General features: G+C 51.1%; 29 protein-coding genes, 1 tRNA gene and 1 rRNA gene. 8 read left to right on the top strand and 23 right to left on the bottom strand.

Annotated elements, in window-relative coordinates:
* The first annotated feature begins 204 nt into the window (after window positions 1–204).
* Both dusB and fis read left to right on the top strand, forming a co-directional pair.
* Window positions 205–1,170, top strand: coding sequence for a tRNA dihydrouridine synthase DusB (gene dusB, locus L379_RS02645; RefSeq protein WP_015572023.1), 966 nt, complete (start codon window positions 205–207; stop codon window positions 1,168–1,170).
* 23 nt (window positions 1,171–1,193) lie between these two features.
* On the top strand, window positions 1,194–1,490 hold the full coding sequence (fis, locus tag L379_RS02640) for a DNA-binding transcriptional regulator Fis (RefSeq protein WP_000462905.1): 297 nt from the start codon (window positions 1,194–1,196) through the stop codon (window positions 1,488–1,490).
* Between the two features lie 153 nt (window positions 1,491–1,643).
* Here the strand turns inward: fis and L379_RS02635 are convergent, their stop codons facing one another.
* From L379_RS02635 to L379_RS25365, 16 genes are all read right to left on the bottom strand, one after another.
* Window positions 1,644–1,835, bottom strand: coding sequence for a hypothetical protein (locus tag L379_RS02635; protein ID WP_001549737.1), 192 nt, complete (start codon window positions 1,833–1,835; stop codon window positions 1,644–1,646).
* Window positions 1,836–1,837: 2 nt separating this feature from the next.
* The gene (locus L379_RS02630; protein WP_032655279.1) at window positions 1,838–3,499 is read right to left on the bottom strand and encodes a terminase large subunit; all 1,662 of its coding nucleotides are present in this window, start codon (window positions 3,497–3,499) and stop codon (window positions 1,838–1,840) included.
* Window positions 3,483–3,839, bottom strand: coding sequence for a phage terminase small subunit P27 family (locus tag L379_RS02625; RefSeq protein ID WP_000113647.1), 357 nt, complete (start codon window positions 3,837–3,839; stop codon window positions 3,483–3,485). The genes L379_RS02630 and L379_RS02625 overlap by 17 nt, the downstream gene beginning before the upstream one ends.
* Before the next feature lie 130 nt (window positions 3,840–3,969).
* Window positions 3,970–4,122 carry a hypothetical protein gene (locus tag L379_RS26140; RefSeq protein ID WP_162184623.1) on the bottom strand — a complete coding sequence of 51 codons (153 nt, stop codon included), beginning with the start codon at window positions 4,120–4,122 and terminating at the stop codon, window positions 3,970–3,972.
* Complete coding sequence (locus L379_RS02620) at window positions 4,115–4,558, bottom strand: HNH endonuclease signature motif containing protein (RefSeq protein ID WP_032655283.1); 444 nt, start codon at window positions 4,556–4,558, stop codon at window positions 4,115–4,117. The genes L379_RS26140 and L379_RS02620 overlap by 8 nt, the downstream gene beginning before the upstream one ends.
* Window positions 4,558–4,851 carry a head-tail connector protein gene (locus L379_RS02615; protein ID WP_032655285.1) on the bottom strand — a complete coding sequence of 98 codons (294 nt, stop codon included), beginning with the start codon at window positions 4,849–4,851 and terminating at the stop codon, window positions 4,558–4,560. The genes L379_RS02620 and L379_RS02615 overlap by 1 nt, the downstream gene beginning before the upstream one ends.
* Window positions 4,848–5,186 carry a phage head closure protein gene (locus tag L379_RS02610; RefSeq protein WP_032655287.1) on the bottom strand — a complete coding sequence of 113 codons (339 nt, stop codon included), beginning with the start codon at window positions 5,184–5,186 and terminating at the stop codon, window positions 4,848–4,850. The genes L379_RS02615 and L379_RS02610 overlap by 4 nt, the downstream gene beginning before the upstream one ends.
* Window positions 5,183–6,418 (bottom strand): phage portal protein, encoded by a 1,236-nt coding sequence (locus tag L379_RS02605; protein ID WP_032655290.1) that lies wholly within the window; start codon window positions 6,416–6,418, stop codon window positions 5,183–5,185. The genes L379_RS02610 and L379_RS02605 overlap by 4 nt, the downstream gene beginning before the upstream one ends.
* A 1-nt stretch (window position 6,419) precedes the next feature.
* Complete coding sequence (locus L379_RS02600) at window positions 6,420–6,980, bottom strand: HK97 family phage prohead protease (protein ID WP_032655293.1); 561 nt, start codon at window positions 6,978–6,980, stop codon at window positions 6,420–6,422.
* 2 nt (window positions 6,981–6,982) lie between these two features.
* A complete protein-coding gene (locus L379_RS02595; RefSeq protein WP_032655295.1) occupies window positions 6,983–7,522 on the bottom strand; it encodes an HNH endonuclease in 540 nt (179 codons plus the stop codon).
* Window positions 7,523–7,563: 41 nt separating this feature from the next.
* Window positions 7,564–8,730, bottom strand: coding sequence for a phage major capsid protein (locus tag L379_RS02590; RefSeq protein ID WP_032655297.1), 1,167 nt, complete (start codon window positions 8,728–8,730; stop codon window positions 7,564–7,566).
* A gap of 232 nt (window positions 8,731–8,962) precedes the next feature.
* Complete coding sequence (locus L379_RS02585; RefSeq protein ID WP_050597050.1) at window positions 8,963–9,265, bottom strand: hypothetical protein; 303 nt, start codon at window positions 9,263–9,265, stop codon at window positions 8,963–8,965.
* A gap of 354 nt (window positions 9,266–9,619) precedes the next feature.
* Window positions 9,620–12,283 (bottom strand): TOPRIM and DUF927 domain-containing protein, encoded by a 2,664-nt coding sequence (locus L379_RS02580; protein ID WP_032655299.1) that lies wholly within the window; start codon window positions 12,281–12,283, stop codon window positions 9,620–9,622.
* Entirely contained in the window at window positions 12,273–12,485 is a 213-nt protein-coding gene (locus L379_RS02575; protein WP_032655302.1) for a hypothetical protein, read from the bottom strand. Before L379_RS02575 ends, L379_RS02580 begins: the two co-directional genes overlap by 11 nt.
* Window positions 12,482–12,676 carry a hypothetical protein gene (locus L379_RS02570; RefSeq protein WP_032655305.1) on the bottom strand — a complete coding sequence of 65 codons (195 nt, stop codon included), beginning with the start codon at window positions 12,674–12,676 and terminating at the stop codon, window positions 12,482–12,484. Before L379_RS02570 ends, L379_RS02575 begins: the two co-directional genes overlap by 4 nt.
* Complete coding sequence (locus tag L379_RS25365) at window positions 12,669–12,857, bottom strand: host cell division inhibitor Icd-like protein (protein WP_071992893.1); 189 nt, start codon at window positions 12,855–12,857, stop codon at window positions 12,669–12,671. Before L379_RS25365 ends, L379_RS02570 begins: the two co-directional genes overlap by 8 nt.
* A gap of 190 nt (window positions 12,858–13,047) precedes the next feature.
* Between L379_RS25365 and L379_RS0124335 the strand changes: the two genes are divergently transcribed.
* Complete coding sequence (locus L379_RS0124335) at window positions 13,048–13,251, top strand: YlcI/YnfO family protein (RefSeq protein WP_032655308.1); 204 nt, start codon at window positions 13,048–13,050, stop codon at window positions 13,249–13,251.
* Between the two features lie 505 nt (window positions 13,252–13,756).
* On the opposite strand, the gene L379_RS26365 is transcribed toward L379_RS0124335, so the two are convergent.
* From L379_RS26365 to L379_RS02555, 4 genes are all read right to left on the bottom strand, one after another.
* Window positions 13,757–14,449, bottom strand: a complete 693-nt coding sequence (locus tag L379_RS26365) for a hypothetical protein (protein ID WP_228100615.1) — start codon at window positions 14,447–14,449, stop codon at window positions 13,757–13,759.
* Window positions 14,450–14,469: 20 nt separating this feature from the next.
* Window positions 14,470–14,754, bottom strand: coding sequence for a helix-turn-helix transcriptional regulator (locus tag L379_RS02565; RefSeq protein WP_019077824.1), 285 nt, complete (start codon window positions 14,752–14,754; stop codon window positions 14,470–14,472).
* A gap of 570 nt (window positions 14,755–15,324) precedes the next feature.
* Window positions 15,325–15,975, bottom strand: coding sequence for a hypothetical protein (locus tag L379_RS02560; protein WP_004149995.1), 651 nt, complete (start codon window positions 15,973–15,975; stop codon window positions 15,325–15,327).
* Entirely contained in the window at window positions 15,975–17,195 is a 1,221-nt protein-coding gene (locus L379_RS02555; RefSeq protein WP_032655311.1) for a tyrosine-type recombinase/integrase, read from the bottom strand. Before L379_RS02555 ends, L379_RS02560 begins: the two co-directional genes overlap by 1 nt.
* A gap of 366 nt (window positions 17,196–17,561) precedes the next feature.
* Here L379_RS02555 and L379_RS02550 point away from each other — a divergent pair, with 366 nt between their 5' ends.
* Complete coding sequence (locus L379_RS02550; RefSeq protein ID WP_003860373.1) at window positions 17,562–17,726, top strand: DUF2556 family protein; 165 nt, start codon at window positions 17,562–17,564, stop codon at window positions 17,724–17,726.
* A gap of 140 nt (window positions 17,727–17,866) precedes the next feature.
* Window positions 17,867–19,951: a putative bifunctional diguanylate cyclase/phosphodiesterase gene (locus L379_RS02545; RefSeq protein WP_032655313.1), complete on the top strand. Its 2,085-nt coding sequence runs from the start codon at window positions 17,867–17,869 to the stop codon at window positions 19,949–19,951.
* On the opposite strand, the gene envR is transcribed toward L379_RS02545, so the two are convergent.
* Window positions 19,946–20,593, bottom strand: coding sequence for an acrEF/envCD operon transcriptional regulator (gene envR / locus L379_RS02540; RefSeq protein WP_015572025.1), 648 nt, complete (start codon window positions 20,591–20,593; stop codon window positions 19,946–19,948). The genes L379_RS02545 and envR overlap by 6 nt on opposite strands.
* A gap of 396 nt (window positions 20,594–20,989) precedes the next feature.
* Here envR and L379_RS02535 point away from each other — a divergent pair, with 396 nt between their 5' ends.
* The 3 genes from L379_RS02535 (at window position 20,990) to L379_RS02525 (ending at window position 25,724) form a co-directional block, all read left to right on the top strand.
* Window positions 20,990–22,129 carry an efflux RND transporter periplasmic adaptor subunit gene (locus L379_RS02535; RefSeq protein ID WP_015572026.1) on the top strand — a complete coding sequence of 380 codons (1,140 nt, stop codon included), beginning with the start codon at window positions 20,990–20,992 and terminating at the stop codon, window positions 22,127–22,129.
* A gap of 11 nt (window positions 22,130–22,140) precedes the next feature.
* Window positions 22,141–25,254: an efflux RND transporter permease subunit gene (locus L379_RS02530; RefSeq protein WP_032655316.1), complete on the top strand. Its 3,114-nt coding sequence runs from the start codon at window positions 22,141–22,143 to the stop codon at window positions 25,252–25,254.
* Window positions 25,255–25,502: 248 nt separating this feature from the next.
* Window positions 25,503–25,724, top strand: a complete 222-nt coding sequence (locus L379_RS02525; RefSeq protein WP_003860364.1) for a lipoprotein — start codon at window positions 25,503–25,505, stop codon at window positions 25,722–25,724.
* Between the two features lie 335 nt (window positions 25,725–26,059).
* Here L379_RS02525 and rrf read toward each other — a convergent pair.
* Both rrf and L379_RS02515 read right to left on the bottom strand, forming a co-directional pair.
* A 5S ribosomal RNA gene (gene rrf / locus L379_RS02520) occupies window positions 26,060–26,175 on the bottom strand.
* A 43-nt stretch (window positions 26,176–26,218) separates the two neighbouring features.
* A tRNA-Thr gene (locus L379_RS02515) sits at window positions 26,219–26,294 on the bottom strand.
* Window positions 26,295–26,311: the final 17 nt, after the last annotated feature.

Here is a 26,311-nt window from a genome sequence, read left to right on the forward strand (position 1 = left end):
AGTTACGGGAAATTGTAAGCGCCCACAAAATGTTCATTTATTCATAACACAATGATTTAAAAAGCGAATAATCTTATCCAAAAAGAATGACTGGCGATTCCTTGATCTACAACAGAGGATTGTTCAAAGTTTGGCCTTTCATCTCGTGCAAAAAATGCGTAATATACGCCGCCTTGCAGTCACAGTATGGTCATTTCTTAACTCATGCGCATCGGACACCACCAGCTCAGAAATCGCCTGATCGCAGCCCCAATGGCAGGTATTACCGACCGGCCGTTCAGGACGCTGTGTTACGAGATGGGAGCAGGCCTGACCGTTTCCGAGATGATGTCGTCTAACCCGCAGGTTTGGGAAAGCGATAAGTCCCGCCTACGGATGGTGCACATTGATGAACCAGGTATCCGCACCGTGCAAATTGCCGGAAGCGTGCCTGAAGAGATGGCAGATGCCGCGCGTATTAACGTGGAAAGTGGCGCCCAGATTATTGATATCAATATGGGTTGCCCGGCCAAAAAGGTGAATCGCAAGCTTGCAGGTTCAGCCCTTCTGCAATACCCCGACCAGGTGAAGTCAATCCTGACGGCGGTTGTCAGCGCAGTGGACGTTCCTGTTACGTTGAAGATTCGCACGGGTTGGTCGCCGGAACACCGTAACTGCGTAGAGATTGCCCAACTGGCCGAAGACTGTGGCATTCAGGCCCTGACCATACATGGACGCACTCGCGCCTGTTTGTTTAACGGTGAAGCTGAATACGACAGCATTCGGGCAGTTAAGCAGAAAGTTTCCATTCCGGTTATCGCGAATGGCGACATTACTGACCCGCTTAAAGCCAGAGCTGTGCTCGACTATACGGGAGCTGATGCTCTGATGATAGGACGTGCCGCTCAGGGAAGACCCTGGATCTTTCGGGAAATCCAGCATTATCTGGACACTGGGGAGCTGCTTGCCCCACTGCCTCTGGCAGAGGTTAAGCGCTTGCTTTGTTCGCATGTTCGGGAACTGCATGACCACTACGGCCAGGCAAAAGGGTACCGAATTGCGCGTAAACACGTCTCCTGGTATCTCCAGGAGCACGCTCCAAATGACCAGTTTCGGCGCACATTCAACGCCATTGAGGATGCCAGCGAACAGCTGGAGGCGTTGGAGGCATACTTCGAAAATCTTGCGTAATGAAATAAAGAGCTGACAGAACTATGTTCGAACAACGCGTAAATTCTGACGTACTGACCGTTTCTACCGTTAACTCTCAGGATCAGGTGACTCAAAAGCCCCTGCGTGACTCGGTTAAACAGGCACTGAAGAACTATTTTGCTCAACTGAACGGTCAGGATGTTAATGACCTGTATGAGCTGGTACTGGCTGAAGTTGAACAGCCACTGTTGGACATGGTGATGCAATACACCCGTGGTAATCAAACCCGCGCTGCCCTGATGATGGGCATCAACCGTGGTACCCTGCGTAAGAAACTGAAAAAATACGGCATGAACTGATAGATTTCAGCTATGTTATTGAATAAAAAGGCGCTACTCGGCATGGGATAGCGCCTTTTTTATTAATGTTTATACAGATGTTTATACAGTTTTGTCTGAACAAACAAAAAAGCACCAGAACAATACTGGTGCTTTATAGGGGGTGAACCTCTTTCAACGCCTTAATTTATCTGGCTTTCGCCACTGATAGGGTGGCGCTTCCATGCGCTGGCGGTGCCGCTGTTTAGCGGCCAACACCATAGCTGTTTTAGTGCGGATTACCAGCTTATCCTGCCCGTTAAGTTCATGGCCCAATTGACGTGCCATTTCGTCGATCACAGACTCAATTTTCTTGTGTTTAAGCATATTCAAATCCCGGTAAATTCGGCAAGTCGCTGCTTATGGCTATCGCTCATATCGAATGCAAAATCTTCGTGTTCTGCCTGGAATGTGCCGAACGCCATGAGTGCAGAAACCGCCGGGTCTATCTTGTTGGAGGATTTCTTTTTGTTGGGTTTGATATTGGCATTGGCGTCGGACTCCATCACCACGTTACCAATCGCCCAGGCCAGAACCGGATCGCCACGATGACGCACCACCTTGCGGTTAACAAAAACCTCAAAAGATTTCGCTACCGGGCTGAATTTCAGATAGGTTTGCGGGAACGGCTCCACATCGAGGCCAGCCCCCTGCAACTGAGTGCGCAAGTGTGTGGCGTTCCACGTATCAAAGCCCACCAGCCGGATATTGAATGTTTCAGCGTCTCGCAGGATATCGTCACGGATGCGGTCATAGTCGATACAGTCGCCGGGGGTGGTTCGTATCCAGCCCGCTTTTACCCACTGGCGATAGATGGCGCGGTTTTTGTTAGCAACGTTAAGTAGCTGCGCTTCCGGCAGATAATGACGGGTCAGGAGCCTGATCTCCCTGTCGAACGGGAAAGCGTAGCTCACGCTGGTGATATCGCTGGTTGAGGACAGGTCAAACCCGGCGTAGCACTCCATTCCGGCCAGATCGTCTTCGGTATAGTCGATCGCACAGGCATCCCATGCCCCGGCCCCCATCCACGGCGTGGAGCCCTGACACCAGATATTGAAACGTTTGGTCAGCATTTCCACCCATTGCGACGGTATGCCCCGCGCTTTCTGGATGGTGGATTCCAGCTTCGCCGCGTCAACAGACACATGCAGGTTAGGGTTAGCCTTGATCCACATTTCCGGCTTATCCACCTCGCTTTCGTCGTCCAGTTCGTAGATCAGGACAAACAGCGAATCGTTTCCCTCTTCCCCGGCCAGAATCTGGCAGCAATAGTCGTAATGCTGTTTGCAGGCGGAGACAACGTTACTCCCGGCGGTGGTGATGGCGAACAGAACCGCCTCCGGACGTGCGCCCATGCCCAGCTCAAGTGCGGAATAAACGCCGTTATCCGGGTGAAGGTGGTATTCATCGACAATCGCCAGGCTGGGGTTAGTTCCCTCAATGGTGGCCGCCTTCGCCGCCAGCGGCTTTAACAGGCTGTTGCTCTTCGGAAAAATAACCTTATGCGCCTGAATATTGACGCGCTTTTTCAGCGGTTTTGACAGCAGGCACATCTGGCGGGCATCGTCGAACACGATACGGGCCTGATCCCGGCTTACCGCCGCCGTGTAGATATCCTGCTGACCCTTTTCCATCACCAGAAACCAGTTAGCCAGCATGGCAGCTACGGTGGATTTGGCGTTCTTGCGCGGCACCTCAATAAAAGCGCTGCTATACTTCCGGCGGCCTGACTCCCTGACCTTAAAGCCCAGCAGATTAGCAAAGGCGAACTGCTGCCAAGGCTCCAGCTCGATTGGCTGGCCACGCAACGGGCCTTTGACGTGTGGACAGAGCCGGGAGAAGGCGATAAACCGCTCTACGGTCGCCGTATCGAACTCATAACGGGGGTCATTCAGGTCTGAAAAGTACCTTTCCACGGCCTGTTTTACACGCTTACAGGCCGGAATTTCGCCCGTTTTTATCGCATTTGCGTACTCATTCCAGACGGTCAAGCTCGTCTTCCTCTTCCGTTTCTACCGGATTCCGGCGGCGGCTTACCGGATCAAAGCCCAGCAGCGACGACATTTTAATCATGATTTTTTCAGCATCGGCCTTTGCGCTCAGCGCCGGGTTCCGGCTCTCGCCGCCCTGGCTGTTCACAATGCTGAATCCACGGCTGGCAAGGTCTTCAACTGCTTTCCGGTACATCGAATAGTTGACACAAAAAAGCTCAAGGTTGTTCCAGTCGGCGGGAGTCAGATCCCCGCGTTCGGCCAGTTGCTTTGCCTTCGCTTTCCACTGCTGCGCGGCTAACTCATCAAGGTAGGCTGGCGGTTTGGGTGGTCTTGCCATAAAAATTTCTCGTTTCCATCGCGTTTTATTTCCAAAAAAATCACCGTGCGTAAAAATTTGAGGGGGCGGGTGGTGCCTTGCGGCTGGGGTTTTGTCCTGAAAACCTCCCCCACCCCGTCCTTGCGGCCTGTCAGCGGTTGCGGAAGCATTCCATCACCTCCCGCTCACGTTCGCTCATGCGCTTCACTGGCTGGCGCTCATTGCGTCTGGTGCGGGCCCGCACAAAGCCATCACGGCATCGGGCCAGTGACTGATACAGATTCACCACGTCTTTCTCATTCATCGCTGGCCTCATACATCCAGTTATTACGCTGTGCTGCCCGCTCTTCCTGCTCGATGTAGAGCCCTGCTTTACGATTCGCTTTGGTGATGGGGTCCTGCTGCGTGGTCTTCTGGTTATGATGTGTCTGGCATAACGGCTGGTGGTTCCACTCCGGCCAGAACAGAACATCATCACCGCCATTGATAGGGATGATGTGATCGACAATCTTTGCAGGAACGTAGAGGCCCAGCTTCTGGCACTCAACACAAAGGGGGTGACGTTTCAGATACTGAGCGCGGTACTTCTCCCATGAGGCAGAGTAACCACGGGCGCGCCGATGGCCGCGTCTGGCATCCTGCTCCCGCCACGCTTCCCGCCTGTGCTCGTCACACTTGCCGGACCTTACCCGCTTATTACATCCCGGTTCGGTGCACCGGCGCATTGGCTGCCACGGCATCAGTACACCCCCACATCACGATAGACCGACCACAATGCAGATATAGCCAGCGGAACCTCTTTCGCCTCAGTGTCGCCAATCATCGTGCGGTACTCATAAAGCTGAGAGACGTACATCAGACAGCCGATCCTGATAGCGGGGGTAAACTCCAGACCGTTATCAAATCGCTTACCGATATGCTTCTGGCAAACCTCCAGCGCCGCATCGATGTACGCCTGTATCAGCGTGTCTTCATCATTGCCATCAATACGACAATGCAGCTTTGCTTCAGCCAGGGTGATTTCAGTTGTCATTTCTCGGTCCCCTGTTTGCAGAGAATTTCAAGATGCGTCATGCCTGAGTCCGGTATCGGTGGTCCAATGATGTTGAGCGTTGCCCCGGCAAACGGGCCAGTCAGCACCTTCAGACGGTTGGCAGCAGTAATATCTCGACGGAAACGCACCCAGACACGGATCGTTGCTTCGGCAACCTCAGCACCAGCCGCCACCAGTTCACGACCACTGATCCCCTTAACCTCAGCCCAGATGGTTTCCCCGTCTTCCCACACCTGAATAACCTGACCAGTTGAATCACGGTCGGTAGTGAATACCCGGATAGTGACGCGGCTTCTCAGTCCTCCGGCTCTCATAAGTCACCGTCCTTGCTATCTTTACTGATCTTCACTTCCTGCTTCCATGCCTGACTGAATTCGTCACCACCTTCACGCGGCGGCATACCCTCACGCTCACGGGCTTCGTTCGGGTTCATAATCCCGTTCTTGATACCGCGCTCATAAGTGGCGTAACGCTCGGTAGGTGTGGCACGGAGAAGGTCAGCAGAGTCAAACTCCACCTGATAGCGGGTTCCCGGAACGGGAGAGGCCACCAGCAGCGCGGATTTAATTTGTTGCTCGAAGTTCGCCAGCCACGGACGCATCGTCATGGTGAGAAATGCGCGGCTCGCCTCACTAAAGTTGCTGTAGGTGCTGTTGCTGTATTCCTGCAGGAAGATGGGGGACACGTTGAACATGCGGGCAATGTCTTCAATGGAGAACCGGCGCGACGCCAGCCATTCGGCATCCTGATTGCTCATGCCAAGCTGCTTGTAGTCCATGCCACCTTCAAGGATCGGCGTTTTCCCGGCATTTCTGGCACCTTTGTAGCGCTCCAGTGCGTCCAGAGCCTGCTTACCCTTCACGCTGTCGAGCCATTCAGCAGTAGTGACGACGCCCGCCGCCATCATGCCATCTTTCATAATGCTGGCACCGTGGCGCTGTTGGGCCAGACCTAACCCCAGCGCCTCACGGCACGTAGTAATAGGCGAACGCCCCAGAAAGCCATCATCGGTGAAGTAACGCAGGTGCAGAATCTCTTCCTGTAGATAGGTGCGCACAGCCCCGGTAAACGGCTCTGTAACGGTGTATTTGTACTTATGCTGGCCGATACGCTCAGGAACAACCGCCACCGGCGCATACGGGTGCAGGGATTGCGGCTGGCCGTCGCGGCCCCACTGGATCACCGCATAGGCGTTACCGTTCAGCAGACAATGGCGCATCATCGTGCGTTTAAACTGATAAGGCGTCTGGCAGTCGTTCGGCTGCTCGTTCAGGAGAAAATCCACCGGGTGATTACTCAGCCATTCTCGCGCCTCACGACCATTATCATTACGGACGCGGTAGAGATAGCATGGCATTGTTGCCACCGCCTCACTGATAACTGATACGGCGTTCATGACCGCCGGCAGAGATTCCGCAGTACCCGCAGACACATACTCGCCTGATCCGGTATTTGGAATCCCTGCCATCGCCAGAAACTCATCAATCGTCATGCTGCGCTGTTCGGATGGCTCAGATTTACGGCCAAAAGGCCAGATATTCCACATATCACAGCCCCGCTAAGTCAGCCCAGCGTCGGCGGTTATCACCAGCGCGGCGCAGTTCAGGATGTTGGGAGAACAGAGAACGGTGCGCAATTTCCACGCCGGACTCAGGGTAAGCAGGCATAGAAGTAACGGTGATTTCGCGTAGTTCAGCAGTGATGACGGTTCGCGTGTAAGGTAATTTCGCTGTATCCCAGAAATCTTTTGACGCACGGAAACCAAAGCTCATGCCGGAAATGTCACCGCGCTCCACCAGCTCCAGTACATCATTCCCAAGCTGGGTATTCGGCGGGGTCAGCTCGAAGCGCAGCCCGGTATCGTCTTCGGACAGCACCAGCGTGCCGGATTTAGTGCGTCCCAGTAGTTGGGTGTAGTTATGCTCATACAGCGCACGCACATCGCTACCAGATGCCAGGCTGTCTTTAAACGCCCCCGGCGCGAACTGTTCCCGGAATTCATCCCAGATAATTTCTGAGAGACTGTTCCAGCGCACGGCATAGCCCACCAGCTTGCGCTCTTTGGCGGTAAGCTCAGAGGTACGGATTTCAAAATCGATTGTTTTCATTGTTAATTCAGGCTCCCATGATTTTTATGAAAGCCATGCTTAACTTCCGCAGCTTTCCGGGCTGAAATGGCAAGATCTAATTCATCGAACGAGCCAATATGTTTTGTTTTTTGTCCGCGAGGTTTAATCTGGACTATCCATTTATTGCTTCGCTTATCACGGCGTATGCCTGTCATGCCGCTGGTGTTATTTTTCTGGATAGATAAATTCTTCTGATTCACGGCATGAGTAACCAGCCGCAAATTCGTTATCCGGTTGTCACTTTTAACATGGTTAATGTGATCAACCTCCATTCCGGCGGGTATAGAGCCGAAATGCATAATCCAGATAACCCGGTGCGCCAGTTGCAGTTTTTTATTTACAGAAACAACTCTGTAACCATTGGAATAACAACCAGCAGACTTTCCGGCGTACCGCGCATTCCATGTTTTGGCCTGAGCAACGCTAGAAAAATGGCTTTCAGGTCTTTGTTTCCAGATAAGTGAGCCGTTGGGTTGGTAAGCCAGACAGCAATTAAAATATTCTTTCTCAGGTTCGTTCATAATTAACCACCAAAAGATTAAGGGGCCGAAGCCCCTGTTAATCAGGAGCCTGAACCTGACATTTCGAGAATTTTAATTGCACGGGAATCAACCACCCCACCACCTAAATACTTGTCCGTATGGATTTTCAGGAAACCCGGTTCGGTGATGTTGTCAGGGCGGGTACGCACGCCAGTGGTATGATCCACGATGAAATAGCCGCGCTTGAAGTCGCCCACAGCGAGGAACGCTTTACCCGCCTCCGCATCCGGCATGGTTTCCAGATACTGAACAGGACGGCCCAGCAGCGTATCGGGGGAACCGGCAACCAGACGATCGCGCCAGATGTAATCCCCGTTGCCATTTTTCAGCTTTTGCAGTTTGGCGGCGGTGTTGGAGTTCATCACCCATACGGCGTTTTTGCGATATTTGGCTTTCAGCTTATACAGCAGGTCGATCAAACCATCAGAGGAAACGTCAGCGGCTTCCATCTTCTCCAGCGTACCGAAAGGACGGGTTTTATCGGCAGTGGCCGCGCGAGGGTAAGACAGGAAGCCTTTGGATTTTTTATCACCGTCGCCGTTTACGAAGTCACTCTCTTCGGTAGCGGTGAAGGTGTCGGCAATTTCAGAAGACAGCCAGCCCAGAATATCCACCTCGGAGAAGTCGAGAATTTCCTGAGTGGTTTTCGGGTAGGCGTAGATCGGGTTGAGTTTGATATCAACGCGTTCCATCTTCGGCGTGCTGGTTTCGGTACGTGCCTCACCTTCGGTACCACGATTAACGGTAGTGCCGCCCACAGATACCAGCTTCTGGTATTCGTTGGTTTTGGTGGTCTTCACCGTTGCGATGGAGCGCATCACGCTATCATCCTGCAACTGGCGCATAATCTCTTTGTCCAGCTCAGGGATAACGGTATAACCGCCGTCAGCCTGCACCAGCGTGGAGAGAGAACGGGTATCACCTGTCATGATGTAGTGGCGCAGCTCGTCGTTGCTTACTGGCTCACCTTCGACGGAAGTACCAGGCAGATTGCGCTGATCGTCGGCGACGGCTTCAAGGCGGGTGATTTCAACTTCAAGCGCATCAGCCTGGGCGCGGAGTTCGTCGAACTTTTTGCCCTCTTCTTCGTTCAGGCTGCGCTTTTCGGTGTCGGCTTTGTCCAGCATGGAACGCATCTGTGTTTTGAGTGCGGCTTTCTGCTGGCGTAATTCGAGTAGTTTCTTCATGGAGTGGTTTCCGTATCAATTAACGTAGAGACGTGAAACCAGCGCTTGGAGGGGAGGCCGTTAAATCTTTTTCTGCCTCTCGCAGGCTGTACTCGCTACAGCTTGACTTAACGGCCAGTGGCGGCTCACGTCTGAGTGCCACTCTTCAAGATATACATGAAAAATATAAAGAAAACCCCCGTCAGAGACAGGGGTAATCACGGGTAAACATGAGTACGAATAATTTACAAAATTATTCCTTAGCGCAATCCAGAGCATCATCAAGCAGCTCACGCTTCGCTTTCAATTCGCCGATAAGGATATCCAGTTGTTCTTTGCTGGCAGCCATAACATCACCAGAAAATTGATGGCGCAGGAAACCATTGTGATCCACAAAAAAGAAAGCTTCTCGCTTCACCAGTTCCCGGTATTCGCTAAGCGGCATAAGCTGCAAATCCGTTTTGCTGTCTGGAACCCCAAACATATCTTTGTGCTCAACCAGTTTCTGGATCAGCACCTTCGAATATACCAGGTCATCACTGCTTTTTTTGTCCATAACATCCTCTATTTTTTGTGTATAGATGCAAAACTATGTTGGTTCAGTCAGTTCAGTTGGTTCAATTTGTAAAGATTATTGTTTTTAAAGGCATTATTTTCATTAAGTGAACTAACAAAGCCCCTTTTTGAACCAACAAATGCTATTTTTATGTTGGTTCAGTGGCAAATATTTACAGGCCAGCCAGAAAAGGGGGTTGGTTCAATAGCGGAACATGTTGGTTCAAAATAGCCGTTTGTTGGTTCAGTATTGGTTCAATTATTAGACATAAACCCTATGTAAAACAGTAACATGAATGTAATTAACAATCATTGAACCAACTGAACCAACAATAACAATCCTCACATGTGTATTTTATTCCGCCCCTTCTTCTGCAACTTGTTGAAGTACATAAACGTTGATTTGGCGCCCATCAATTCGCGGTGATTTCTGTTGATATCCTCTCCCACTTGATGGCTCAGAGAGCAAACCGGCAGCGGCAAGCGCACGGGCAAACTGCCTAGCATTAAATCCCTGCGCTATCTCCTTCTCAAACGTTGCAGGGAATGTATAGAACACCATGGGCGCATCATCATGGTTGCTCTTACGCTTACGATACCCGGCAAGATTACTGATTGGCAGGCTTGCAGGATCATAAGGCAAAGGGGCGAACCGGCTCAGACCATAAGCATTAAGAAACGCCTCGCACTGCTCGATGATCTGCTGGTGCTCTTTATTTCCCGTTCCGAACTCTTTCACCCAGGCATTAAAGCTATGCTGGATAGCATCACGGCTGGCCTGTTCATCCCATCCGGTGATTGATGCACCAGTCACCAGCGCAGCTTCAAGGATTGCAAAGCGTTCTGCCACGCGGTGCACCTGCTCGCCATAATCAGCCGGAATGAGTCCGCGCCAGCGCGTCTGGGCGTCATGTACGGCCTGTTTAGCTTCCTTCTGGTGAGCCGCCAACCATTTAACCCACTCTCGGCCCGCTGCACCGTGATTTTCAATCCATGCCTGCTTCAGTGCATCAGCATGAGCCTTGCCGTTCTGCAGGCCATGAAAGGCCGTCGATTTCTCCATAGGGATATTCAGCAGGCGAACCAACTGGCCTGCCTTAACTTTTAGCCCACCAGCAGAAAGAAACGTCTCGATATCCATTTCCCCGGTACTGATTGCTACAGTGCGCCAACGTTTCAACTCCCGATTGCCGCCCTCTTTGGCTCCCTGCAGCTTTCCAGCACCGTTAAACAAGGTGTATGCCGAAGTGGCAACGTCTTTGGCGCTGCTCCCCTGCCCCACTTCATCCAGCGGTAACAGACTGTCGTTATGCGCCTCCGCTTCGTTAGCGATACCAAGCGCAGTACCGTACCACGTTAGGCGCAGAGCATCCGGCTCTCCCCACAGACTGCTCGCAATATTAGCTGTAGTGGTCTTACCGGCGCTCGACTGCTCGAACAAGTGGACACCGAAACCATCAGCACCCACCAGCCCAATAAGCGGCGCGGATAATGCCGCCGCCACTCCCAGCATCATTGATGGGTTGCCACCGGCCAGATAAGCCACTGAATCCCGCCAGCCCTCAGCCGTACCAGAAACGGCATAACCGGAAGATGCAGCGCTGCGACCATTAAAGAGAATGGGTGTCTCTGGATCACCAATAACTTCGCCATCAGGCATGATATATGCCCCATTATGCCAGCCAGTGGTATGAGTGATAATCCATTCCTGACCAGATCCACACTGCTGCAGCCAATCGGCCAGAATGGCACGAAAGGTGTTTTTAGTGGTCACGTTAACCCCTCCAGCTTTAAGTGAGCGCCATCCCTCACGCTCTCCAACATCAGCGCAAGGGATCGCCCTGGTAATATCTTCGTGGCCACGCGGCGAACGCCAGCGCAAAACAAGATAGCGTTCTGCCCCGTCACTACCTGAACCAACTACCTCAAGAGGCGAACAAAGCCACGCTTCGTTATTGATGATTTCTCCGCTGTCCTTGTCCACCTTTGGCGTAATCCAGTACAAGCCATCGTTACGGCTCTCCACGCGTGGTTTCAGTTCGTCACCTTGCAGAGCTGATTTTTGCTCTTTTTTACCGCCGTCAATAGACTTAAGTTTTACCACCACCTTTTCGCCCTCCGGCTGGTACATCGAATCATTAAATGCTGCTGCGGCTGCTTCCAGCCCGTGTTGCTGGTGAAAATCATTCCAGTCGGCCTTTTCCTCAGACTGAGGTAAAGCCACCCGGCCAGAGACAGCTTTAGCGGCTTTCTCTGCAGCCCCTTTGCCTGTGTTTGGCTCTCCCGGCTTAATGTCGTTATCTGCGGCGATGATGATCTGCGCATTCGGGTAACGCTGTCGCATCACCTGCGCAACTGGCAGCAGATTCCCGGCGTCAATCGCTGCAATAATTGTCGCATCAGGGCGGAACTGCTGAACTGAAAGCGCCGTTGCCAGCCCTTCGGCGATAATCACCGTTTCCGTCAATTCAACGGAATTAACCACACCAAAAGAGGCTTTCTTCACCGTTCCGGCCACCAGCCGCTTACTGCCATCAGGCTTAATCACCTGTGCGCCTGTCGTCGCGCCAGCACCGTTTTTCAGCACCAGCAGCAGCGACCCATCGGTCAGCATCGGGAAGGGGCATTGAAGCCCCTTTGATGTAAGGTAAGCAGACTGCCCCGGAGAGGCTTTAGCAGCCAGCGCCGCAACTTTCCCGGCGATATCCGTTTGAGGCTTTTCTCTGGCTGGCTTCGGTTCCGGCATAGGCAGCGCCATCGCTTCGGCCACCATCTCAGCCGCTTCTCTCGCACCGCACTGATTGACCTTCATCACCAGATCCAGCCCGGTACCCGCGCCACAGTGCGAACAGAAATAGGTTCCCCGGTTATCTTTATTGTCGAACCGGTAGCGGGTTTTGCCGCCGCACGCCGGACACGGCCCCTCACCGCGATTCGTCGGAATCGCCAGGCGCTCCAGTATTGACGGCCAGTAGCCGTTTGCCTTGCTGCGTACATCGCTTACAAAGTCATTTTGCACTGTAAGCCTCCCGCGCCTTCACCAGCTCGCCGATAGATTTGTGCAGCAGAGACATAATTGCTCCGACACGGCACGCTTCCTCACGGTGTTCTTCACCGTCGGGAATGCTGTCAATCCACATGCTCAGCACAGACATTGCGCACTCACTCTCTGAAAGGGCATTTTCAGCGTGCATCAGGACTTCAAAAGGAACTTGTCTCATTTCGCTTCTCCCATACCCAGCTCGGCGATTAATGCCCGGTGAATTTCCTGATTAAGGTCACATGCCAGTGAGATATGGTTCAGCAGGGTTTCCGAACACTCAGCACAGGCTTTTTCCAAAATGGTTTCGAAAAGTGAAGCAGCCAGCGCTGATTTGTATTCTGCCTTGTCTAAGCTGATTGGCTCACGCATAGCGAGCCTCCCGAACTGGCAGACGGCCAGCGAATACCATCACGCAGCCTGCCGGTGATTGCTCACGGGCTTCGCGCTCAGTGGTAGCGGTGATGTGAATGACGTTGCTTTCAGTGGCGCTGAGGGCCAGAAATCGATACTGATATTTGGGGCGAGTTTGGGTATGCTGTATACAAGCCATGATGTAAGCCTCAGTTACGTTGTGGTAAGAGGCCCGGTTAGTGTTAGCGCACTGCCGGGCTTCGCTATTTCCGCATCGAGAAAACAAGGTGCGGCCACACCAATCTAGTTTAAAGTGCGGCCACACGTCAAGACTGTTTTTGCATTCTTTTTTAATGTATGGTGTTCCCACACTAATTTGAGGAAGACTTATGGCTACCAAGTCCGTTAATGCAAAATCAGCTACTAAAAAAATCCGCTTTCCGCATGACCTGATTGAAGAGATTGACGCAAGCGTAGAACGGGAGAAGGCAGATAACTCCGGTGCTAATTTCTCTGCTTGGGTTCTGGATGCCTGCGGGCGCAAACTCAAATCTGAGCAGCGCAAGAAAGCCAGATCGGAACCTGAAAGCTGAACAGGGTTACTCCCCGTAATGCTGTGGACTGCCCCTCTTAAAAAGGGTCTGTTTTGCGCAACTATTAATGAGTTGTGCAGAGGCTCCCCTCTTAAAGAGGGTTGGTTATCTTCGCAGCTCTCTACGTTTTTCGTCGGAGCCTCTAAACCACGTTTAACGTTGTTTTGCCATGAACCCGAATACTGTTCGCCTTTGTCTCGATCTCCGTACGTTAAACGTACGCGGTTAATTTGTGCGTACGGATTTCGTCGGCTCAAATTCTGCGCAACCATGATTGAGTTATGCAAATCGCTTGCGGCTGCCTCATCATGATTTGAGCACCCCCAAACGGGGGAGCGCAGATTTTGAACTCCAGCTCGGATTTTGAATCCCTGGTGATAATTTGACCTCGCCAAAACGGGCGAGTGCAAAGTTTGACCACCAGCGGCAAGCCTGGTAATCTGGCGATGTTTCAGTAAAGCGTTGAGACTCAGGCGGCCCGGCATGGCCGCCTTTGTTTTGCCTGTCATACAATAGCCTCCACTTTCAGCCCGCCAGCGGTATACCCCTGAACCCGAACACCATCGACGCGATGACGCTTTTTAGTCAGAAAGCGGATGTGATCTGCGTAGACGTACTGCCATTTACCATCGAGTGCCACACGCTTAAACCACGGATGAGGCTTAGATATGGTCTGGACAACTGGCTCGGAAGCCTTGCGGAGCGTGGGTTCTGCTGTGCATACCCCCTTATCATCACCCGTTACTCGATACAGCCAGTAACTTGCCAGCTTCCCGGTCAATTTACGGGTGCGCACGGGTATATAACCCGCCTCACGCATCGCCTTACCAAAAGTGGCATCGTCCGGGTAATACTGGCGGCGTAGTTCCGTAGATACTGAAACGGCAAAGCTGCGTTTAGTCGGGTATTCCTGCCACTGGCCGACAAATTCAAAAGGAAGACCATTAACCCTTCCTTTGGTCTTGTCCTTGCCGCTTATCCCTGCATCATGGTATGCCTCATGCACGGACACGCCGGAACGCAGCCACACCAGCCCGTTACCGTTGTGGCGCAACCCCAGATCGGCAAGCGTAAATTCACCGCGATTAATGGGCGACCAGTCACCGGAAATAACCTGTTTACGGTTCGCTGAAATATCGTGCTGGCTGGCTACAGGGTGAGCGAATCCCTGCCCGTGGAGGGCATTAATCTTTTTCATCTCAGATTACCTGTGGTTAATTAAGCAGATTTACGGCTGTATGGGTTATTGACGTTCTCTACTGCTGGCGGATTACGAACCCACCAGAGCACATCCGAAAGAAGCCAAGCACAGCTATTGCGGCCAAAGTGACAGCGCGGAGGGAAGCGCCCCTGCTGCTCCATCTTCCAGCGGCTGGAACGGGAAAGACTGGTGATCTCGCTGCATTCATCTTCACGGATTCGGCGATCAAACTTAAAGCCGTACTCTTCTAAAAGGGTGCGGCGCTGTTCAGGATTTGGCGGGGTAAAGGTTATATTTTGCATGCTGCCTCCACTGTTTCAATGTTATGCGAAGAGATTAGTGGATAAACGACCAGCATTTCCATTGATTCTGGAATCCTTTAAAAGAACACGCAATTCCATTGAAAGATAGAAATTCCATCAAGATAACGCTCCCCTGTTGAAAACAATTTCCACAGTAATTTCAACGGCTGTCGCGAGAGAAAAAATCATGAATTTCAATAACTCGCCGAAGATCACCGTTCTCTAACGATTTGATTCGCCTTGGATTGTTCATAACAAAGATGAACAATGATGAACGCTGATGAACAGTGATGAATAACCATGAACAAAGATGGAAAAAGTTAGCAAGTAATGACCTAGTAGAGACCGTGGATGGAGCTAGGTATTGTTAGGTGCTGTCGGGTGCCGTTACGTGTCATTACGTGTCGTTGAATGCTGTTGAATGCTGTTGAATGTAACTGTAATAAACATCAAATATAACAATTGAATCTCCTTGGCGATCATAGAATCGCCAAAAGCTCCAACAAATATAATTAATTAGTATTTTCACATGAAATATAAATAATACCCACTAACACTGCAAAATAATATTCATTCCGTATAATAAATCGAATTTAATGCCTTGCGAATTTTATCATATATTGCTGATTTGGATAATCCAGTTTTAGATATACCTTCCTCATCAGCTAATTTATATAGTTCGTTTAAAATAGCCGAGATGCTTGGTTTTTTAGAGGTGCCAAACGAATGGCCTATCTTATGTGCTATAAGCTTGACCAGCATCCCCATTAATTTATCATTATATTCCTTTTCATCTTCTTTACGATGCAAGCCGCGTTTGCTGCTTTTCAATGCAATTCCGACCTGTAAAAGCTCATCCCCTCCCATAGCATAAAGATGCTCTTTTCCTTTGTTTTGATTAGCAATTATAGCCACCGCCGCAAGGCATCTGTCCTTTATGGGTTGTGGTGTAATATCTTCATCAATAAGAGGATATGCCAGAGCAAACATATAGTCTGCGGGATAGGCTGTTGAGTTTCCACCTCGAAATAATTTAGATGCTGATAACCATCTACTCAGTTGTCGATAGTATATATTGTAAGCTTCAACTTTCGCCTCAGGGATATCAGCAGTTTTAACTGTCGGATCTACCCCACACATAAGTAGTGCAAGTTGTTTAATATTGAGTTCCGGGGCTTTGGCTTCTCGCTCGAAAATACCCAATTTTAGAAAACTAGTCATTATTCAGCCCTATTCAACAAAACAATGTTAGTGAATCCACCTGATAAAATATCAAGTCTGTCATACCATTTATTCAACGCATCCAATTTCTCAGGCAAGTACAGACTACGGTTATAAATCGCCATAACTCCCGGCATTGAGTGCCCCAACAACTGTTCGACAACGTGCGGAGCGATACCCATATTATTCATATGAGTTGCAAGCGTTCGCCGTAGATCATGTAATGTCCAAGGTTCAGAATGCCCCAGTTTTTTATAAACACTACGGCCCCACTGGCTAACCGCTTCGCTATTCTTCACAACCCCAAGAAGGTAGCCGGATGATTTTGTTTCATCGTGGAGAACTTCAATAAATGAACGCATCGCCTCTGGAACTGGGCGCACAATCTTTTCACCACCTTTACTATGCGCTTTCGGAACAGTCCATACCCATGCATCCATATCCCATTCAGCCCACTCGGATAATCTGGCCTCCTGGGTGCGGCAACCAAACAAAGTGGTGATCCTGAGCAAGTTTGTGTAGTAAGGCAGAAAAACATCGCCGGACGATATAGCAGCCCACAATCCCCCAACCTCTTTATCTTTCAATACCCGATCTTTTTTCGCCTGCTTTTTACCAACATCGGGAATACTCAAATCTTCAAGGGCGGTACTGACGGCGTAACGGCGAACGCGGCAGAATTTCAGAGCCTGCTTACACATCTGGAATACATAACCAGCAGCAACCGGCGTTTTCTTTTTCATCCTGTCAAAGCAGTCAAGCCAGTAGCGGGTTTCGCAGTCAGCGAGCGCCATTTTCCCAATATAAGGGTAAATGTGTTTGCGCAGCTCCGCTTTATGCCGCTCAACGTTCGCACGGTTTTCTTCCGCATATTCGCGTATCCAGTATTCGATAGCTTCCTGCACCGTGACCGGTTTAAGCGTTTCCTGAGTAGTTAGCGCCAACTGGTGCTTTGGGTCTTTACCAGAGGCCAGCCACTGACGACATTTATCACGCGAGGAACGGGCCTCTTTGAGACTCATATCAGGGTAGCGCCCCAGAGTCAGCCGATGCAGCTTCTGCCCGTCGAGTCGGTAAGTAAACACCCAGCTAATGCCTCCAGCTTTCGTTACCTTAGCACTCAACCCGGCACCATCAGCATAAAACTCAATCTTACTGGCCGGGATGCCATGTAATCCCTTTAACTTCCTGTCGCTCAGTTTGTTGAGTTCGCCAGCCATAGACCACCACCCAGCCCAAAGTGTTTATACAAATGTTTATACAGAATTGCTTGCATAATAGCATAAACAACAAAAAGCACTGGAACAATATACAGCCATGATTTCATATAACTAATTGATTTTAAATAAAATATAAAAACCACCCCAAAGCATGAAAACAGCTAATCTGACAGTACGGCATGAACTAATTTCGATTAGCTAACTGCTTGTTTAAAAAGGCGCTCTTCGGCATGGGGAAGCGCCTTTTTTATCGTCCGGACGGGCAACCGTCAATGCTTTGTAAACCTTCTCTTTCCCCACTTTTCAACGCCCGCTTTTCGTGTATATTTCCAGCAACTTACAGGCTCTCTTTTCACGGAATGACACATGATTCGTAAATACTGGTGGCTGGTCGTTTTTGCTGTCTCTGTTTTCATTTTTGATGCGCTGCTGATGCAGTGGATTGAACTGATGAGCACCGAAACCGATAAATGTCGCAATATGAATTCCGTGAACCCGCTTAAACTGGTCAACTGCTCAGAGCTGGACTAACCGCTTCCATCCTGTAAACCCCCTGTTATCACTCCATAAAAACAGGGATTTAAATCACTTTTCGTCATTTCCTGACGATGATAATGTCTGTGCCCTTTCCAACCGCTCTTGCTTAACGTCTCACAACGAGTGAACAGACCATGCTGGTTAGCCAATACAACCAAATCCTCGTAGTCATCTCCTTTGTTGTTGCCATTCTTGCCGCCTATACCGCGCTGAATATGGCTGCGCGCGTTGCCGGAAGCCAGGGCGTCGCTGCACGCGTCTGGCTGGCAGGTGGCGGTGTTTCGATGGGGATTGGCGTGTGGGCGATGCATTTCATCGGTATGCTGGCGATGGATCTTTCCATGAGCATGAGTTACAACGCGGTCCTGACCGTGCTTTCGATGGTTATCGCCATCAGCTCGTCAATGTTTGCCCTGTGGCTCGTTAGCGGCGAGCAGCTACGTTTGCGCCGGCTGCTGCCTGGCGCCGTCGTGATGGGAACGGGCATTGTTGCCATGCACTACACTGGTATGGCAGCCCTGGAGGTCACACCGGGTATTGTCTGGGATAAAAAGTGGGTGGCTATCTCCGTGGTCATTGCCCTTGCCGCTTCACTGGCCGCTCTTTGGCTGACGTTCCGTTTACGTCAGGAAGCCGCACGAATGGCGTTGATGCGGCTGGGGGCGGCGATCACCATGGGCATCGCTATCGCTGGCATGCATTACGCCGGCATGGAAGCAGCACAATTTCCAATGTCGACGATGGTCCACCATCATGGCATTAACGGGAGCTGGCTGGCGATACTGGTTAGCGTGGTCGCGCTCGCTATTCTGGGGATTACGCTGCTGGTGTCGATGTTCGATGCCCGCCTTCAGGCTCGTACCTCGCTGCTGGCCTCATCACTGGCAGAAGCTAATCGTGAACTCGCACAGCTGGCGTTACATGATACGCTGACGCGATTACCCAATCGTATTCTGCTTGAGGATCGCCTCGATCAGGCCATCAGCAAGGCCGATCGCGAAGGAAGCCCTTTCGCGCTGATGTTTATGGATCTCGACGGCTTTAAAACCGTCAACGATGCCTATGGTCATGATGTCGGTGACAAGCTTCTGGTTGCGGTGACTCAGCGTTTGCTGTTGCAGTTGAAAGGTCAGTATACGCTGGCGCGTATCGGTGGGGATGAATTCGTCCTGCTGGCCGAAACCGCCACTCCGGATGATGCTGCCTCACTGGCAAATTCACTGGTGCGCGTCATTGATAGCCCGTTCCATCTCGATCCTTATGAACTGATGGTCACCCTGAGCATTGGCATTGCGCTCTATCCACACGATGGCAAAACCGATCGTGAACTGATGTTTAACGCTGATGCTGCGATGTACCACACGAAACATATGGGTCGCAACGGCTATCACTTCTTCCAGCCGTCAATGAATACGCTGGCACAGACGCATCTACAGCTGATGAATGATCTGTGGCAGGCCATCGACCGTAATGAGTTACGCCTGCTTTATCAACCTAAATTTCACGCCCCTGCCGGGCCAGTCCTCGGATTCGAAGCGCTGTTACGCTGGCAGCATCCCAAACAGGGGTTACTCCCACCCGATCTTTTTCTACCGCTGGCAGAGAAAACGGGGCTGATTATTCCGATTGGAAACTGGGTAATCGACGAGGCCTGCCGCCAGCTGCGTGAATGGCATCTTCAGGGCCACACGGACTGGTCAATGGCGGTGAATCTTTCTACATTGCAGTTCGAACAGCCGTCGCTGGTTAAAACAGTTCTCGATTGTCTGACGCGCCATAGCGTACCACCCGGCATGTTGATCCTGGAGGTGACCGAAACCACGGCAATGAACAATCCGGACGAAAGCGTTCGTGTCCTGACAGCGCTGACGGATGCGGGAGTAAAAGCCTCGATAGACGATTTTGGCACCGGTTACTCAAGCCTTCTGTATCTTAAGCGACTTCCCGCCTGCGAGTTGAAAATCGATCGTGCTTTTGTGAAAGAGTTAAGTGGTGAGAGCGAAGATGCGACGATTGTCTCGGCGATTGTCGCCCTGGCAAAAACGCTGAATCTGAAGGTCGTGGCGGAAGGGGTCGAAACCGCAGCGCAGCAAACCTTTCTGACAGAACTGGGATGCAATACGCTACAGGGTTACCTGCTGGGCAAACCGATTACCGCGCAAGCTATTATGGAACAGTGCCAGCACGGGGAGATGTCGCCACCCCGGACGCGGTCATGAGGCTGTATCGTAAACCACTGGTGCCACTCGGGTGATATTTAGTGTCGCCAGAATATTATCCACCAGCGCCGGTGCTTGTTTGTACAGATTAAAATTGTTGCTATCCATTAACCAGTTTTTAATGACACCGCTAAAAAAGGCGTGGAAAACAATCAGCGCCAGTTCAATATTGGTTTGCGAAGAGATAACGTTACGAGCAATGCATCGCTTTAGCGTCTTGCGAAGATAATCATCGTTTAAACCGATCCGCTTGCGTATTTCACATTCTGAAATCACATCGTCATGAAATTCACACTTATGATACAAAATTTGTAAAAGCGCATATTGCCGCGGCTCGCTCGCAATATATTGTAGTGCGACAATAAATTGTTCACGAAGCATTAACAAAGGGTCGTCATTTTCGGAAAGTATTAACCTGTCACGAATCATCTCACGCATCGGCAATTGCTGATCCCATATTGCATTGAATATTTCCGCTTTACTCGAGAAATGCCAGTAAACCGCCCCGCGAGTGAGTTGAGCAGCATCGGCGATGTCGGTAAGCGTGGTGCTGGACACGCCACGCGTCGCGAATAGCCCGATAGCGGCTTCAATCAGCTGCTGGCGGGTCTTTTGAGCCTCTTCTTTCTTTTTGCGCGCCATAACCTGCTACTCATTACTCATAAGATTGATACGTTATCAAAGGATATTGCCGTGGTCGTGTAGTCAAAGTATTAACCAAAACCCGTGTTAATTTTGCACAAAAAAAGTCAATTCATTTAATTTATAATTCACATGAATAAATCGAATACATAAAATCCATAAAATATATGAATAGCATTCACCGAAAGCATTTCGTTGATTATCCTGACAGAAAAAGAATACCGAATGCACTGTGTCAGATTCCGATTTTTACTTTTAAAAGCTCCATCAGCACTTATAAATTAAAAAACATTAAACACCCTCATTATTATACGCGGCTACATTTCTATTTTTTGCCTCACACCCTTTCACCGATTCATGGCAAATATCGGCTCAAGGGTAGTTTAAGGAACAGTAATGACGAATCACTTCAGATGCTTACCCTTATCCGGTTTCATTGTCTGTGCCGCGCTGCTCACCGGGTGCGATGGGCAAGAAAACCCACAGCAGCATGCGCAAGCTCCTCAGGTCAGTGTTCATATTGTTAAAAGCGCTCCACTGGCCGTAACGACAGAATTGCCCGGCAGAACTGACGCGTATCGTGTTGCGGAGGTTCGTCCTCAGGTAAGTGGTATCATTCTGCACCGTAATTTTACCGAAGGCAGCGACGTTAAAGCGGGTGAATCCCTTTATCAAATCGATCCGGCCACCTATCAGGCAGCCTACGACAATGCGAAAGGTGAACTGGTAAAAGCACAGGCGGCGGCGAATATCGCCCATCTGACGGTGAAACGTTACGTTCCGCTGGTTGGTACGCAATATGTGAGCAAGCAGGAGTACGATCAGGCGGTGGCAACTGCCCAGCAGGCGGATGCGAGCGTGGTTGCCGCGAAGGCTGGCGTTGAAAGCGCGCGGATCAACCTGGCCTATACGAAAGTCACATCCCCAATCAACGGGCGTATAGGTAAATCCAGCGTCACCGAAGGGGCGTTAGTCACTAATGGCCAGGCAACTGCACTGGCGACGGTTCAGCAACTCGATCCCATTTATGTCGATGTGACGCAATCCAGCAGCGATTTTATGCGCCTGAAGCAGCAGACGAGCCTGCAAAAGGGAGACACCAGCAGCGTCGAGTTGCTGATGGAAAATGGCCAGCCTTATCCGCTGAAAGGAACGCTCCAGTTCTCTGATGTCACGGTAGATGAAAGTACCGGCTCAATCACCCTTCGCGCCCTCTTCCCTAACCCACAGCATATGCTGTTACCGGGTATGTTTGTCCGTGCGCGCATCGATGAAGGTACGCAACCTGATGCCATACTGGTTCCCCAGCAGGGAGTAACCCGTACACCACGCGGAGATGCCACCGTGCTTGTGGTAAATGAGAAAAACCAGGTGGAATCACGCACTGTCGTTGCACCGCAGGCGATTGGCGATCGCTGGCTGATCACGGAAGGCCTCAAAAACGGCGACCGCGTCATTATCAGCGGCCTGCAAAAAGTTCGCCCTGGCGTCACCGTCGTGGCTATTCCTGATACCGCCGCGACTCCAGCCAGTTAAGGAATAACGACATGGCTAATTTCTTTATTCAACGGCCTGTTTTCGCCTGGGTACTCGCCATCATTCTGATGATTGCGGGCGGGCTGGCCATTTTAAAACTACCGGTCGCGCAATATCCGACCATTGCGCCGCCGGCGGTTGCGGTGACAGCAACCTACCCGGGCGCTGATGCCCAGACGGTACAGGACACCGTCACTCAGGTTATCGAACAGAACATGAACGGTATCGATAATTTGATGTACATGTCGTCCACCAGTGATTCCGCCGGTAATGTCACCATTACGCTGACGTTCCAGTCTGGCACGGATCCTGATATCGCGCAGGTGCAGGTTCAGAACAAACTCCAGCTCGCCATGCCGCTGCTGCCGCAAGAAGTGCAGCAGCAAGGTATCGGCGTGGAGAAATCCAGCAGCAGCTTTCTGCTGGTTGCTGGCTTTGTGTCGGACAATAAAAACCTCACGCAGGATGATATCTCCGACTATGTTGCTTCTAACGTAAAAGATGCGATCAGCCGTACTTCCGGCGTCGGTGACGTGCAGCTGTTCGGTGCCCAGTATGCAATGCGCATCTGGCTGGACAGCAACGCGATGAACAAATATCAGCTCACGCCGCTGGATGTTATTAACCAGCTGAAAACGCAGAACGACCAGATTGCTGCGGGCCAGTTGGGAGGAACGCCGTCCGTACCGGGGCAGCAACTGAACGCCTCAATTATTGCTCAAACGCGCCTGAAATCGCCGGAGGAGTTTGGTCGTGTGACGCTGAAGGTGAACCAGGACGGCTCAATGGTCCACCTCAAAGATGTGGCCCGCATTGAGCTGGGTGGCGAAAACTACAACATGGTCACCAAAATCAATGGCCAGGCAGCAACGGGGCTGGGGATCAAGCTGGCGACTGGCGCAAACGCGCTGGATACCGCTGCCGCCATCAAGAGTAAACTGGCGCAGTTGCAGCCCTTCTTCCCTCAGGGTCTGAAAGTCGTGTATCCGTACGACACCACACCGTTCGTGAAGATCTCCATCCATGAAGTGGTGAAGACGCTGTTTGAAGCGATTGTTCTCGTGTTCCTGGTGATGTACTTGTTCCTGCAAAACCTGCGGGCAACGCTTATTCCCACTATCGCCGTGCCCGTGGTGTTACTGGGCACCTTTGCGGTACTGGCTGCGTTCGGGTTCTCCATTAACACCCTGACGATGTTCGGGATGGTATTGGCGATAGGTCTGCTCGTCGATGACGCCATCGTGGTGGTCGAGAACGTAGAACGCGTCATGGTTGAGGACAAGCTGCCGCCAAAAGAGGCGACGCAGAAGTCAATGGAGCAAATCCAGGGTGCTCTGGTGGGCATTGCCATGGTGCTTTCGGCGGTATTTATTCCGATGGCATTCTTTGGTGGTTCAACCGGGGCTATCTATCGCCAGTTCTCGCTGACCATTGTCTCCGCGATGGCCTTGTCGGTACTGGTGGCGTTGATATTAACGCCTGCTCTTTGTGCCACGCTGCTCAAACCGGTTTCCAGCGAACATCATGAAAAGAAAGGTGGTTTCTTCGGCTGGTTTAACGCGCTCTTTGATAAGAGTGTGGAGCACTACAGCAACAGCGTAAGCGGCATTTTACGTAAGACCGGCCGCTATCTGCTGGTTTACGTCATCATCGTCGGCGGCATGGCAGTACTGTTCCTGCGCCTGCCTTCCTCCTTCCTGCCCGAAGAGGATCAGGGGGTGTTTATGACGATGGTTCAGTTGCCGGCAGGGGCGACGCAGATGCGTACCCAGCAGGTACTCGATCAGGTTCAGGATTATTACCTGACGAAAGAGAAAGCGAACGTTGAATCGGTCTTTACCGTAAACGGGTTTAGCTTTAGCGGACAGGGTCAGAACTCCGGTATCGCTTTCGTCAGCCTGAAGCCATGGGAAGAGCGTCCGGGCAAGGAAAACGGCGTTGAGGCGATTGTCAGCCGCGCGACGAAAGCGTTCAGCCAGATCAAAGACGGTCTTGTATTTCCGTTTAACCTGCCTGCCATTATTGAACTGGGTACCGCAACAGGCTTTGACTTTGAATTGATTGACCAGGCAAACCTGGGGCATACGCAGTTAACCCAGGCGCGTAACCAGCTGCTGGGCATGGTGAGAGAACATCCTGACTTACTGGTCCGCGTGCGTCCTAACGGACTGGAAGATACGCCACAGTTCAAGCTGGACGTCGATCAGGAGAAGGCACAGGCGCTGGGTGTGAGCGTGTCTGACGTCAATCAGACGATTTCAACAGCGCTGGGTGGCACCTATGTGAACGACTTTATCGATCACGGACGGGTGAAAAAAGTTTATGTCCAGGCTGATGCTCGCTTCCGTATGCTACCCGGAGACATTAACGGCCTGTATGTGCGTAGCGCTAACGGCGAAATGGTGCCTTTCTCTGCCTTTAGCAGCTCTCACTGGGTGTACGGTTCACCGCGTCTGGAACGTTACAATGGGATGCCGTCAATGGAGATCCTCGGTGAGTCTGCCCCTGGCAAAAGTACCGGTGAGGCAATGGCGTTGATGGAAAGCCTTGCGTCAAAACTGCCTTCCGGCATCGGCTACGACTGGACGGGGATGTCTTATCAGGAACGACTTTCCGGGAATCAGGCTCCGGCGCTGTACGCCATCTCACTGATTGTGGTGTTCCTGTGTCTGGCGGCCCTCTATGAAAGTTGGTCAATTCCCTTCTCGGTCATGCTGGTTGTGCCGCTGGGGGTGATCGGCGCGCTTCTGGCTGCATCAATGCGAGGGCTGAACAATGACGTTTACTTCCAGGTTGGTCTGCTTACGACAATTGGTTTATCAGCCAAGAACGCCATACTGATCGTTGAGTTCGCCAAGGATCTCATGGATAAAGAAGGCAAAGGGATTATCGAAGCCACGCTTGAAGCCTCGCGTATGCGTCTGCGTCCTATCCTGATGACTTCCCTGGCATTCATCCTTGGTGTTATGCCTCTGGTCATCAGCAGCGGTGCAGGTAGTGGGGCACAAAATGCGGTCGGGACGGGCGTGATGGGCGGGATGCTGTCAGCCACCCTGTTGGCCATTTTCTTTGTTCCTGTTTTCTTTGTGGTTGTCCGGAGACGGTTTACAAAGCACAAGGATTAATGAAAATCATAAAGGCACCTCTGGTGCCTTTTTTATTTCCTGAAAACAATGTAAAAACACATCCCCTCTTCACATTTCCTCCATTAATAATCAGTGCCCGCGCTTTTTTCTTCATAATTTTTACAATCCACACAAATTGAGATTATTCCCCGTGCTGCATGGTATTAGTGCGGTGGTAAAATAATCATCAGTTCGTTAATTGCTGTATCGGCTCTTTAGCGAATAAGCGATCATATTGAGGTAACATCATGAAAAGATTCCTTTCCGTTGCACTTCTCGCTGCGCTGCTTGCTGGTTGCGCGCACGACTCTCCATGTGTACCGGTATACGACGATCAGGGGCGACTGGTTCACACCAATACCTGTATGAAGGGCACTACCCAGGATAACTGGGAAACAGCAGGTGCGATTGCTGGTGGCGCCGCGGCAATCGCTGGCCTGACACTCGGTATTGTCGCCCTGACTAAATAAGGCTTCTAAAAGCGCGGCCATCGCCGCGCTTTTATTTTTCCCTGATATAAGGAACGTATATTCCTCATCACGAATAGCATCAGATATTAATTAAATTCAATACGCTACCTTACTCCCCGCTATACCCCATACCTGTACATAACATTTAATTGATTTAACGCTGCTGCGAGCCAGCATAATGCATTCCACAACTTCAGTTTCAGTAGGGTAAAACGCTTTAATACGTCCGTAAGGTATTAATGGCGACAGCAGGAATATCGAATGAGGGAATTGGTTTGGCTGGAGCGATAACGCAAAAAGGCCATCCTTTCGGATGGCCTTTCTACTTGTTTGATGTCTGGCAGTTCCCTACTCTCACATGGGGAGACCCCACACTACCATCGGCGCTACGGCGTTTCACTTCTGAGTTCGGCATGGGGTCAGGTGGGACCACCGCGCTAAAGCCGCCAGACAAATTCTTTTACTTCTTGCCGAACTTTAACCTAAGTATAAAGTGGTGCTGATACCCAGAGTCGAACTGGGGACCTCACCCTTACCAAGGGTGCGCTCTACCAACTGAGCCATATCAGCACGCTAAATTTGATGCC

Origin of the sequence: Enterobacter sp. MGH 33 (assembly GCF_000534535.1) — a bacterium.
Taxonomy (GTDB): domain Bacteria; phylum Pseudomonadota; class Gammaproteobacteria; order Enterobacterales; family Enterobacteriaceae; genus Enterobacter; species Enterobacter hormaechei_C.

Bases quoted from the DNA above. Each gene is read 5' to 3' on its own strand.
- L379_RS02615 (WP_032655285.1), bottom strand. From the start codon at position 4,851: ATGACAACTGAAATCACCCTGGCTGAAGCAAAGCTGCATTGTCGTATT.
- envR (WP_015572025.1), bottom strand. From the start codon at position 20,593: ATGGCGCGCAAAAAGAAAGAAGAGGCTCAAAAGACCCGCCAGCAGCTG.
- L379_RS02560 (WP_004149995.1), bottom strand. From the start codon at position 15,975: ATGACTAGTTTTCTAAAATTGGGTATTTTCGAGCGAGAAGCCAAAGCC.
- L379_RS02525 (WP_003860364.1), top strand. From the start codon at position 25,503: ATGAAAAGATTCCTTTCCGTTGCACTTCTCGCTGCGCTGCTTGCTGGT.
- L379_RS02600 (WP_032655293.1), bottom strand. From the start codon at position 6,980: ATGAAAACAATCGATTTTGAAATCCGTACCTCTGAGCTTACCGCCAAA.
- L379_RS26365 (WP_228100615.1), bottom strand. From the start codon at position 14,449: ATGAAAAAGATTAATGCCCTCCACGGGCAGGGATTCGCTCACCCTGTA.
- L379_RS02595 (WP_032655295.1), bottom strand. From the start codon at position 7,522: ATGAACGAACCTGAGAAAGAATATTTTAATTGCTGTCTGGCTTACCAA.
- L379_RS02530 (WP_032655316.1), top strand. From the start codon at position 22,141: ATGGCTAATTTCTTTATTCAACGGCCTGTTTTCGCCTGGGTACTCGCC.
- L379_RS02550 (WP_003860373.1), top strand. From the start codon at position 17,562: ATGATTCGTAAATACTGGTGGCTGGTCGTTTTTGCTGTCTCTGTTTTC.
- L379_RS02605 (WP_032655290.1), bottom strand. From the start codon at position 6,418: ATGTGGAATATCTGGCCTTTTGGCCGTAAATCTGAGCCATCCGAACAG.
- fis (WP_000462905.1), top strand. From the start codon at position 1,194: ATGTTCGAACAACGCGTAAATTCTGACGTACTGACCGTTTCTACCGTT.
- L379_RS0124335 (WP_032655308.1), top strand. From the start codon at position 13,048: ATGGCTACCAAGTCCGTTAATGCAAAATCAGCTACTAAAAAAATCCGC.
- L379_RS02585 (WP_050597050.1), bottom strand. From the start codon at position 9,265: ATGGACAAAAAAAGCAGTGATGACCTGGTATATTCGAAGGTGCTGATC.
- L379_RS02555 (WP_032655311.1), bottom strand. From the start codon at position 17,195: ATGGCTGGCGAACTCAACAAACTGAGCGACAGGAAGTTAAAGGGATTA.
- L379_RS02635 (WP_001549737.1), bottom strand. From the start codon at position 1,835: ATGCTTAAACACAAGAAAATTGAGTCTGTGATCGACGAAATGGCACGT.
- L379_RS25365 (WP_071992893.1), bottom strand. From the start codon at position 12,857: ATGGCTTGTATACAGCATACCCAAACTCGCCCCAAATATCAGTATCGA.
- L379_RS02590 (WP_032655297.1), bottom strand. From the start codon at position 8,730: ATGAAGAAACTACTCGAATTACGCCAGCAGAAAGCCGCACTCAAAACA.
- dusB (WP_015572023.1), top strand. From the start codon at position 205: ATGCGCATCGGACACCACCAGCTCAGAAATCGCCTGATCGCAGCCCCA.
- L379_RS02620 (WP_032655283.1), bottom strand. From the start codon at position 4,558: ATGCCGTGGCAGCCAATGCGCCGGTGCACCGAACCGGGATGTAATAAG.
- L379_RS02535 (WP_015572026.1), top strand. From the start codon at position 20,990: ATGACGAATCACTTCAGATGCTTACCCTTATCCGGTTTCATTGTCTGT.
- L379_RS02565 (WP_019077824.1), bottom strand. From the start codon at position 14,754: ATGCAAAATATAACCTTTACCCCGCCAAATCCTGAACAGCGCCGCACC.
- L379_RS26140 (WP_162184623.1), bottom strand. From the start codon at position 4,122: ATGAATGAGAAAGACGTGGTGAATCTGTATCAGTCACTGGCCCGATGC.
- L379_RS02545 (WP_032655313.1), top strand. From the start codon at position 17,867: ATGCTGGTTAGCCAATACAACCAAATCCTCGTAGTCATCTCCTTTGTT.
- L379_RS02625 (WP_000113647.1), bottom strand. From the start codon at position 3,839: ATGGCAAGACCACCCAAACCGCCAGCCTACCTTGATGAGTTAGCCGCG.
- L379_RS02610 (WP_032655287.1), bottom strand. From the start codon at position 5,186: ATGAGAGCCGGAGGACTGAGAAGCCGCGTCACTATCCGGGTATTCACT.
- L379_RS02570 (WP_032655305.1), bottom strand. From the start codon at position 12,676: ATGCGTGAGCCAATCAGCTTAGACAAGGCAGAATACAAATCAGCGCTG.
- L379_RS02575 (WP_032655302.1), bottom strand. From the start codon at position 12,485: ATGAGACAAGTTCCTTTTGAAGTCCTGATGCACGCTGAAAATGCCCTT.